Origin of the sequence: Streptomyces sp. NPDC058964 (assembly GCF_042741275.1) — a bacterium.
Taxonomy (GTDB): domain Bacteria; phylum Actinomycetota; class Actinomycetes; order Streptomycetales; family Streptomycetaceae; genus Streptomyces.
Window position 1 is genome coordinate 26,116 of record NZ_JBHYKH010000033.1, and the last position, 8,768, is coordinate 34,883.

The window sequence follows — 8,768 nt, forward strand, 5'->3', positions numbered from 1 at the left end:
GCGCGGGCTGTTTTTGGGGTCCCCCCCCCGCGGCGCGGGGGGGGGGCGCCCCCGCTACTTCGGAGCTCGCTGCCTGTAGCGACCGCCCGGACCTGGATGGGCGCAGCGAACCGCGAGCTCACGAAGTCGCATTGCCGTGTGCAACCGTTACAACTGACAACTTCAGCCACATTGAACCGAACGGTAGTGATCGATTATGCAAGGAAAGCACTCTCGCACTCACGGGTGCGCTAGAGTGCACCGTCACATGGCAATCAAGCTTAGGGCCCCGTCATTGGCGGAGCAAAGCTAGGAGGCATTGTCTTGAGGTGGCGTAATTTAGGTTCCATCGGATGCTTTTCTGGGGTGGCCGTTGGGGTACTTGGGTGCTGCCTCGTATGGCTTGCGGCCGTTTGCATGCTCCTGGTGCTGCTTTGGAAGGAAGGGGTCCTTGTATTTCTCGGGTTTATAGGCGTGTTTGTGATAGCCGCACTGGTGAACCCGGGTATCGATGACCTGTATGCAGGGGGATGGTCCAAGGAGGCTGGGCGTAGCTGCTCTTGCATCTTGGCGGTATTTACACTGATTTTGACTGCCACCGCGTTCTCTGTATTTGGCTGGCTGGTCTGGCGGCACGGCATACTCCTCGTTCTGGGGTACGTTGGTGTGGCGGTCGCCTGCGAACTTATCAATCGAATGATCAACCATCAGCCCACCTGGCTCAGTCGCCTATTCGCACCGTTCGTACTGGTGCCGGCGTACCTTTTTATTAAGGCGGGGCTTCCGTGGGGTGTTATCGGGTGGTCTCACCGAGGCGCGCCCTTTGATGGCCGGTACTTAGTAGCCGCCTTAGCCTCTCACTTTTTCATCATGCATGCCTTCGTCTACTTGTGGAAGTTTGACAACCTTCGACATCAGCATCGAATTGATGAGGACTCTGAGAAGTTACTCTCATCTATAATTCAGGGGAAATCAGAAACGCACCAAAGTTACGTGCTCTATCTGCGGCCCTTTTTCAGTACCGCTCAGCTCCCGTCGGGCGCGCAAACTAGCGATGGTAAGCCCGCTCAGCATATTGACATGGAGCTGGTATTTCGAAGGGCTTTCAAGCGTGACCGGCTTTTCGTGGCGCTGGGAAAGCCTGGAGAAGCCGAGGGTGCAGCGCGCCTTCTTACCTCTGACAAGAACTGGTGGAATACGTTCATAAGGCTCGCGGAGAAAGCGGATCTAATCGTGATGCTCCCTTCGGTGAAGGAGGGAACATTCCGCGAGGCTCGATGGATCCGCCAGAATGGCATGCTGGAGAAGTGTCTAATGTTCATGCCGGCTATGCCTCCCGCGTCGGGAAGAATCGACATCTATGAGGGGCCCAAGCTCCCCATCGTAAGGGTTCGCCGCCAAAGGGTTTACTCATACAATCCTGCTGCAGAATGGGTAGAAGCGGCTGCCCGGTATCACGGCATCGGTATTGAGCTGCCCGAGTATGATCCCCGCGGAGCACTCGTTCGCCTCAAAAGAAACGGACGCGCTGACGAGATTGACTACCTGGATCTCCATAATCACGCCCGGAGAGCCAGCAGGGTTCGCAAGGGCGTTAGGCGTCTCGTCGGCGGCTAGCTCGCTCACCGCTCGGGGTCAACCTGCGATGGGCAGCGGCTCGTGACGATGCCAGATCAGGTACCGGTCCTCGCGGCGCAGTTCCGCGGAACCCCACTCAATACGCATGACACCCTCCCCCATGGAGCAGGCGTAGGCGACGAGGACGAGCCCCACGTCTTCGGGGAGCAGCTCCAGGTCTGGGTGCACCTCGGAGTCCTCAAGTTCTCCCCAATCCAGGTCGAATGCCTGCTGCAGAGGAGGCGGGCCGTGTCGCCGGATCAGTTCTGCTCGGAAACCCGTGGCCCGACGGAGACGTGCAGCCGTGACAGGCACGTCCTTCTTCGCGTAGCGGAGGGGATACAGCAGGTGGCCGCGGACGAGCATCATCGTTCGTCCTTGCATGCGTACTTGTTCCCCGAGTCCGGAGATGCCGGCGGCCAGTTCCTCGTATTGCACAGCGTAGAGGCCATGTCCGTAGGCTTCGAGCGTCTGGGTATGGACGCCCTCCTGCCCGGTGCGTGCCCGATCATGAGCCCGGACGAGGCAAGCCGGGATGATATCGGCCAGTTCGCCGGCTATGTCCCCGAAGGTCTCACGTGCCCACTGACTGGCTGAACCCACAACGTACCGCCCTTCCCTGGTGGTCCTGCAGGCACCGAGCAGCGTCCACCTAAACCGTGCTGCGCCCAGGCGAGTCACACAAGGTGGCAACAGCGCACAAAGGGAGCGCACACCACCTGAAGAGGGTTCACCGCACGTACCGCTCGCGCGCCAACAGCAGCGGACGTCCTCCCGGCCCCATCGCTCGCGGTGACGGCAATCCTGACGGCAACGACGGCAGACGGCAGCGACCTCCAGCGGTCCGGCCCGGTGCTGGCGTACGCCGATCGGGTCGAATCACCAAGGCCTGCCCGCACCTTCTAAGCGCTTGGCCGCAGGTTCGAGTCCTGCCGGGGGCGCCCAGTCTCCGCCCTCCCTTTTGGGAGGGCTTTTTGCTGGTCAGAGCAGGTTTCATACGACACGACGAGGCCCTGGGCACTCCCCCGTCGATCATGGGAGTACTCCGGGGCCGTCCGGCTGTCACCGGGGTCTTGCGGGTGCCTGTGCCGAATACGTGTCGAAGTTCGCGGCGGCCGAGAGGTCAGTCGGCCGACGGCGGCTCGGGTGGATCAACGGCAGTTTCAAGCCTCCGCTCGAGGTCCGGCAGCTGGCCCTCCACGCACCAGGCGTAGGTGGACAGCAGCACGCCGACGCTGTTCCCGGCCCACTCCGCCACCTGGGCGGGCGGGATGCCGTCGTTGAGTCACTTGGTCAGCTGCGTGTTCCGGTTGTCGTACGTACGACGCCCGGTGGGCGACTTGAAGACGTGCGGAGGCAGGACGGCCTTACGCGCACTGCGCCACGCCCGACGGATGACAGAGCCGGCGAGGATGCCCCCGAACTCCCCCTGGAAGAGCAGATCACCCGGCTGGAGCTGTTCGTCCTGGACGTGCTGCCGCAGGATGCGCGTGAGGGCCGGATGCCCGGGAACGGTGCGCGTCTCACCCTCCGCACGGCCTTTCAAATCGCGCTGCTCGTGGATCTCTCCCGTTTCGGTCCACTGCTTCCCGACCTCCGGGGTCGCCGTGTGGAACAGCAACTCGCACCACTGGTCGTCGGCGCCGGGCTCGGGCAGGGTCACGTCCTCCACCCGCATGGCTACGGCTTCCTCGGGCCGGGGGCCGCAGTAGTACAACGTGGCGAAGAAGGCGTGGAGCCGCTGACCTCCGCGCGGCCGGCGCCTGATCCAGTCCAGGATCGCCGTCGCCTGTTCGGGATTGAGCAAGGACCACTTGTCCACGGCGTTCGTGGTCTTGGTGGCGGCCGTCGACTCCTTGCCTCTGGGCAGGGGGTTGGTCCGGAGGATGCGCCGCCACCGGCCTGCGACCAAGACAGGTCAAGGACCAGTGATCGCCTTGATCGTGTACGGATACGACTCTTGCTGCCACGTGGTCGTGAACACGGCCGTCGGACGCGCCGCGACCTGTGGCACGCGGCCGTCCGTCGTGAGCGTCTTCACGCTGCCGAAGGTGCCGGAGCGGCTGATCAGCCGGGCGGTGGCCTTCGTGACGCTGTACGGCGGCGTGGAGATGGCCGTGGTGGTCTGCGACACCAGCATGCCGTCGCCGTCGTCGTCCAGGGCGAGGTCGGGGCGGTCGCCGGCGCCCAGCGACGTGATGGCGCCGAGGGTGCCGCCGGCGGAGAGTTTGCGGCCGTACAGCTCGCGCTTGCCGGCGTTGTTGCGTACCCACACGATCATCGAGTCGCCGTCCAGGTCCGTCCCGAGGGTGTGGTGGAAGTCCACGTTCTCCGTGGATGTCGAGATACGCAGCGGGTTCGACAGCGTGCCGGTGTGGCTCCAGCGCGAGGCCCAGACCTGCGAGCGGTCGCCGCCGCCGGAGCGGTAGCTGATCACCGCGTCGCCGTCCCGGTCCACGCCGACCCGAACCATGCCGAAGCCGCCGTACGCCGCGATCGGCGTGGTGAGCACCTTCGCCGCGGAGATCGAGGTCGCGGTCATCCGCTTGGCCACCACCTCGGAGCCGCGTACCCAGGCGACGACGAACTGACCGTTGCGGTCCACGCCGATGGCCGGCGGCTCCGCCGAGCCCGAGCCGAGTGTGTGCACCGCGCCGAGCGTGCCGTCGAGCTTCAGCCGACGGGCCACCGCGTACCAGCTACCGTCGCGGATCTCCGTCCACGCCACCATCGAGCTGCCGCCGGGCGTCACGGCGACCGAGGGCGTGGTTGCGGGCGACCCGGGGGTGGAGAGCATCTGCAGCGAGCCGACGAGGCTGCCGGAGGACGCGACCCGGCGGCCGACGACGGTGCTGTCCTGCTGCCACACCACCGACGAGTCGCCGGTGTCATCGGAGTCGGCCTGCACCCAGCTGATGGCGCGGCCGTCCGGGGACAGGGTGCGGGTCGCACCCAGGGTGCCGTTTGCGTACTTCACCCGGGTCTGTACGCGGAAGTAGGAGCTGTTCGCATTGTCCATGGCCGCCCAGGCGAGCAGCGCATCGCCGGAGCGGTCGATGGAGACCTGGGGGTCGTCCTGGCCGGACCAGCCGGACGCGGTGACATTCCACACGGACGTCCACGCGGCGTCGGCGTTCACTACGAGCGTCGCGGTGAGCGCGATCCCGGCCACGGTCGCCACGGCGCCTGCGCCGATGAGGCGGCGCTTTGCCGAACGCCGGTGACGTGCTGCCTGAGGTGCCACTCTTGTATCCCTTCCAGGGCTGCCATGGACTCCACGGCAGCGAGGCTGTCCCATACAACTACTCCGTAGGTACAGCGGCGTTGCGTGCGCATACGTCACACGGGCAACACAGGCCCCCTGCCTGATGACCTCAGTACCTGTAGCCGGGCCAATGCGGATCCGCCCAGCAGGCGTATGCGCTGGAGCAGTTCGTCAGGAGCACCGTGGGCCTGGAGACGGGTGCGGGCGTGGCGGGCCAGCCAGGTGGTCGGCTCGGCGTAGGGCACCCCTTGTCCTCCCACCGCTCCCACGTGTCCCAGGGCAGTTCGTCTTCCGGCAGGTGGTACTGCCAGTGAGCGACTCTGTCATCTTGAACCCGACCCGATGCCCCGCCACGACGCGTGACGAGGGCATCTGACCGGGGTCAGTGGTGCCGACCGCGTCTTCGGGCCTCACGGCCACGAGTGCGACCTGAGGGTGTGGCGTGGTGGACGTGGACGACGCGCTGCTTACGGTGCTGCGCCTGCGGGCCGCTTCCTCGCCGGTCGAATGCGTCTCGAAGTCACCGATCGTGCGGATTCCGCGTCCGGAAACAGCCAGGTCAGGCCTACTCGTCCAGGGGTCCGCTCAAGCGCCTTCCAGCGCTTGGCCGCAGGTTCGAGTCCTGCCGGGGGCGCCCAGTCTCCGCCCTCCCTCGGCAGGGCGCTTTTACTGTTCGGAGCAGGTTCGGCCGCGGGAGGTAGAGACGACGTGCGACTTCGCTGTGCGGTGCTGGACGACTTCCAGGGGGTGGCGGCCGAATCGGCGGACTGGTCGGTGCTGGAGAAGGAGGTCGAGGTCGTCTCCCTGCGCGAGCACATCGCCGACGAGGACGCCCTCGCCGCGGCCCTCACCGATTTCGACATCGTGGTCACCCTCCGGGAACGCGTGCCGTTCCCCGGCTCGCTGTTCACTCGGCTGCCCCGGCTGCGACTGCTCGTCGCCTCCGGCATGCGCAACAGCGTCATCGACTACGCCGCCGCCGAGGCGCACGGCGTCACCGTGTGCGGCACGACGAGTTCGCCGGCCCCACCGGCCGAACTGACCTGGGCGCTGCTGCTCGGCCTCGCCCGCGGCATCGTCGAGGAGAACAGCTCCCTTCGCTCCGGCGGTGCCTGGCAGTCCACCGTCGGTGCCGACCTGCACGGGCGGCGCCTCGGCCTGCTCGGACTCGGCAAGATCGGCGGCAGAGTGGCACGGGTCGGGCTCGCCTTCGGCATGCACGTCAGCGCCTGGAGCCGGAACCTCACCGAGGAACGGGCCGGAGAGGTGGGTGTCGAACGGGCACCCTCCAAGGAGGACCTGCTGGCCACCAGCGACTTCGTCTCCGTCCATCTGGCTCTCGGCGACCGCACCCGCGGCCTGCTGGGCCCGGCCGAACTCGCCCTGATGAAGCCGACCGCCTACCTGGTCAACACGTCCCGCGCGGCGATCGTCGACCAGGACGCCCTGCTGGCCGCGCTCCATTCGGGTGGCATCGCCGGTGCCGGAGTCGACGTGTTCGACATCGAGCCGCTCCCCGCCGGCCATCCGATGCGCACCGCCCCGCGCCTCCTCGCCACTCCGCACCTCGGTTACGTCTCGCGGGACAACTACGCCGCCTACTACGGACAGGCGGTCGAGGACATCCGCGCCTATCTGGCGGGAACACCCCTACGACGGCTGCCCTGAGCTCCGCGGCGTCATCTGAAAAGGGCTCGGCCGCCGGAAGTCGTGATCACGGGCACGCTCGGAGGGAGTCCGGGAGGCGTCGGGTGCGAGGGTCCTGAGCCGGAGACGGGGGCGTCCACGCCCCACGGTCGAAGCCGTCGCCGAGGACGCGCGGCAGCGGAGCCCGTGGACCGGCGCCGGGCGGGCCGGTGGTGGGCCGCCGCCGGGGCACGGCGCGCTCCGGGCGGAGCCGGCCCCCGACGTACCGCGGTCCCTCGGGCGTGCCCGGCAGCATGGGTCAGCTCGTCCAGAAGTCCCACCACCGGGTCAGGATCAGCATGCCGACGACCCCGATGTGCAGCAGCGGCAGCACCCAGGTGAACTCGCCGAGGAAGGCTTTCAGCGGATCCGGTGCGGGCAGGAAGCCGTTCCCCACGATGAAGGACGTCAGGTACCAGAACATGATGATCGTGGCGATCCACGCCAGACAGCACCACAGGCACAGCGCGTTGATCCGGTACAGCGACTCGAACTGCAGCCACGACACGAATCCGATGCCGAAGAGGCACCCGGCCTCGAAGGTCAGCCAGTACCAGCCGGGGAACGCGGCCCCGGCCAGCAGGCTCATGCCTACACAGATCACGATGCCGTAGGCAACCAGGCCCAGCATCGGGTTGGGGAAGCCGAAGACCGAGGCCTGCTCGCTCTTCATCACACTGCCGCAGGACACCACCGGGTTCAGGCTGCACCCCGGGACGAAGGCCGGGTTCTCCAGCAGTTTGAACTTGTCGATGGTGATGGCCCAGGAGGCCAGCAGCCCCGCCGCCCCCGTGAGCACGAGCATCAGCGAGAACGTGCGGCCGGCGCCCGCCGTCCGGCGCATCAGCCGCGCAGGCTGCGGGCCGGCAGGACGACGTGCGCGGCGGCGTTCAAGGTCTCCTCGGCACCGGCGAACGAGGCCAGCGCCTCCGGCTCGACCGGCGTACCGGGACGGGCCTCGGGCCATGGACGGGTGGTGAACACGAGGTAGGCACAGCCGCGTTGGGCCACCGCCGTGAGCCACTGCGGCGGCACTGCGCACTGGGCCTTGAGCTGCGGCATGGTGAGGACGGCCTGGCCGGCCTCGACCAGCAGGGTCACCGGCAGGCTCGGCTTGTTGGTGCCGTCGACCACGTCTCCGCCGACCCGCAGGCCGTTGAGCTCCAGCAGGTGCGCGACCGCTGCCGCGGTCGCCGCCGGGCCGCCCTCCGCGTCTCCGAGGGAGTAGGCGAGCAGGTACGGCATGTCGGTTCCGTCGGAAGTCTCGCCGCTCCAGGGGAGGATGACGAGGGTGCCGAGCTCGGCGCCGCGGAAGGGGCGCGCTTCGCTTGAGATTGAGGTCACCGCGCGACCTTATCGACGGGCCGGTGAGCGGCCGGGCGCGTCATCACCCGGCCGGCGGATACCGCTGGGGGCGTCCACACGAAAGAGGGACGCCTCTCGACGTCCCTCGAACACCCCGGCGGGCGGGTCAGCTGTGCAGCGGCAGACCGCCCAGCAGCGGGCTGCGCTGGTTGAGGGCACCCGTCACGCCCTTCACCGTGTTGAGTACGGAACCCTTGTTCTCGGTGTTGAGGGCGTCCGACTGGTGCCGCAGGGGCATCACGTCGTGCACGTCGAGGGGACCCTTGGTGATCGTGTTCACGGCGCCATTGAGGCTGGCGGGCGTGAGGTCGGCGGTGCTGTGGGCGAACGCGGGCGCGGCGGCGCCAACGAGGGCCACGGAACCGGCAACGACAGCGGCAGCCTTCAGGGACTTCATCGTGTTCCTTCCTCGGCAACTCTCGTCACCTCAGGTGATTCTGACGTCGTGTCCAACGAGTTCCGGCCGGGGTGGAAACCCCGTGCGCGGAAGACATACGAAATCCCCGCAGGAGCACGGCAGCACTCCCGCCGGGAACGACCACAGTCCTGGCTCACGTCACCGGAAGTGACGGCATCAGCCCCGTTCGCGGAAACGCGGAGGGGGCGCCCCGCCCCCCCGGCCACACACACCGCGCCGGGCGCCGCGCGGGGGGGGCCCGCGGCGCCCGCGGGGCGGGGGGTCCAGTCGGCGGACAGGCCGGAGGCGGGGTCCGGGGGCGTGGTGCGCAGGTCGGCGGCGGTCGCCTTGTGGCCGGTGGTCATGCCGTCGGTCCAGGACGGCAGCGCGGCCCCGCCTCCCCCGACCCGCCGGGGCGTCCGCCTCCCGGGCGCCCGCACGGCCGGCGCGTACCCCCGG

8 protein-coding genes are annotated in these 8,768 nt (G+C 67.6%); 2 read left to right on the forward strand and 6 right to left on the reverse strand.

Features of this window, described 5'->3' with window-relative positions; all coding sequences use genetic code 11:
- The first annotated feature begins 396 nt into the window (after nucleotides 1–396).
- Nucleotides 397–1,596 carry a hypothetical protein gene (locus ACFW2E_RS06845; RefSeq protein WP_384462489.1) on the forward strand — a complete coding sequence of 400 codons (1,200 nt, stop codon included), beginning with the start codon at nucleotides 397–399 and terminating at the stop codon, nucleotides 1,594–1,596.
- An 18-nt stretch (nucleotides 1,597–1,614) separates the two neighbouring features.
- On the opposite strand, the gene ACFW2E_RS06850 is transcribed toward ACFW2E_RS06845, so the two are convergent.
- The 3 genes from ACFW2E_RS06850 to ACFW2E_RS06860 form a co-directional block, all read right to left on the reverse strand.
- Nucleotides 1,615–2,199 carry a hypothetical protein gene (locus tag ACFW2E_RS06850; protein WP_384462492.1) on the reverse strand — a complete coding sequence of 195 codons (585 nt, stop codon included), beginning with the start codon at nucleotides 2,197–2,199 and terminating at the stop codon, nucleotides 1,615–1,617.
- Between the two features lie 682 nt (nucleotides 2,200–2,881).
- Nucleotides 2,882–3,508 (reverse strand): hypothetical protein, encoded by a 627-nt coding sequence (locus ACFW2E_RS06855; protein ID WP_384462494.1) that lies wholly within the window; start codon nucleotides 3,506–3,508, stop codon nucleotides 2,882–2,884.
- A 6-nt stretch (nucleotides 3,509–3,514) separates the two neighbouring features.
- A complete protein-coding gene (locus tag ACFW2E_RS06860) occupies nucleotides 3,515–4,840 on the reverse strand; it encodes a hypothetical protein (protein ID WP_384462496.1) in 1,326 nt (441 codons plus the stop codon).
- Nucleotides 4,841–5,569: 729 nt separating this feature from the next.
- Between ACFW2E_RS06860 and ACFW2E_RS06865 the strand changes: the two genes are divergently transcribed.
- The gene (locus tag ACFW2E_RS06865) at nucleotides 5,570–6,529 is read left to right on the forward strand and encodes a D-2-hydroxyacid dehydrogenase family protein (protein ID WP_384462499.1); all 960 of its coding nucleotides are present in this window, start codon (nucleotides 5,570–5,572) and stop codon (nucleotides 6,527–6,529) included.
- Nucleotides 6,530–6,806: 277 nt separating this feature from the next.
- Here ACFW2E_RS06865 and ACFW2E_RS06870 read toward each other — a convergent pair whose 3' ends face one another.
- The 3 genes from ACFW2E_RS06870 to ACFW2E_RS06880 form a co-directional block, all read right to left on the reverse strand.
- On the reverse strand, nucleotides 6,807–7,391 hold the full coding sequence (locus tag ACFW2E_RS06870; protein ID WP_384462501.1) for a vitamin K epoxide reductase family protein: 585 nt from the start codon (nucleotides 7,389–7,391) through the stop codon (nucleotides 6,807–6,809).
- Nucleotides 7,391–7,891, reverse strand: coding sequence for a DUF5949 family protein (locus tag ACFW2E_RS06875; RefSeq protein WP_384462504.1), 501 nt, complete (start codon nucleotides 7,889–7,891; stop codon nucleotides 7,391–7,393). Before ACFW2E_RS06875 ends, ACFW2E_RS06870 begins: the two co-directional genes overlap by 1 nt.
- A 127-nt stretch (nucleotides 7,892–8,018) precedes the next feature.
- On the reverse strand, nucleotides 8,019–8,309 hold the full coding sequence (locus ACFW2E_RS06880; protein WP_384462507.1) for a hypothetical protein: 291 nt from the start codon (nucleotides 8,307–8,309) through the stop codon (nucleotides 8,019–8,021).
- Between the last annotated feature and the right edge of the window lie 459 nt (nucleotides 8,310–8,768).

Bases quoted from the DNA above. Each gene is read 5' to 3' on its own strand.
- ACFW2E_RS06845 (WP_384462489.1), top strand. From the start codon at position 397: ATGCTCCTGGTGCTGCTTTGGAAGGAAGGGGTCCTTGTATTTCTCGGG.
- ACFW2E_RS06870 (WP_384462501.1), bottom strand. From the start codon at position 7,391: ATGCGCCGGACGGCGGGCGCCGGCCGCACGTTCTCGCTGATGCTCGTG.
- ACFW2E_RS06880 (WP_384462507.1), bottom strand. From the start codon at position 8,309: ATGAAGTCCCTGAAGGCTGCCGCTGTCGTTGCCGGTTCCGTGGCCCTC.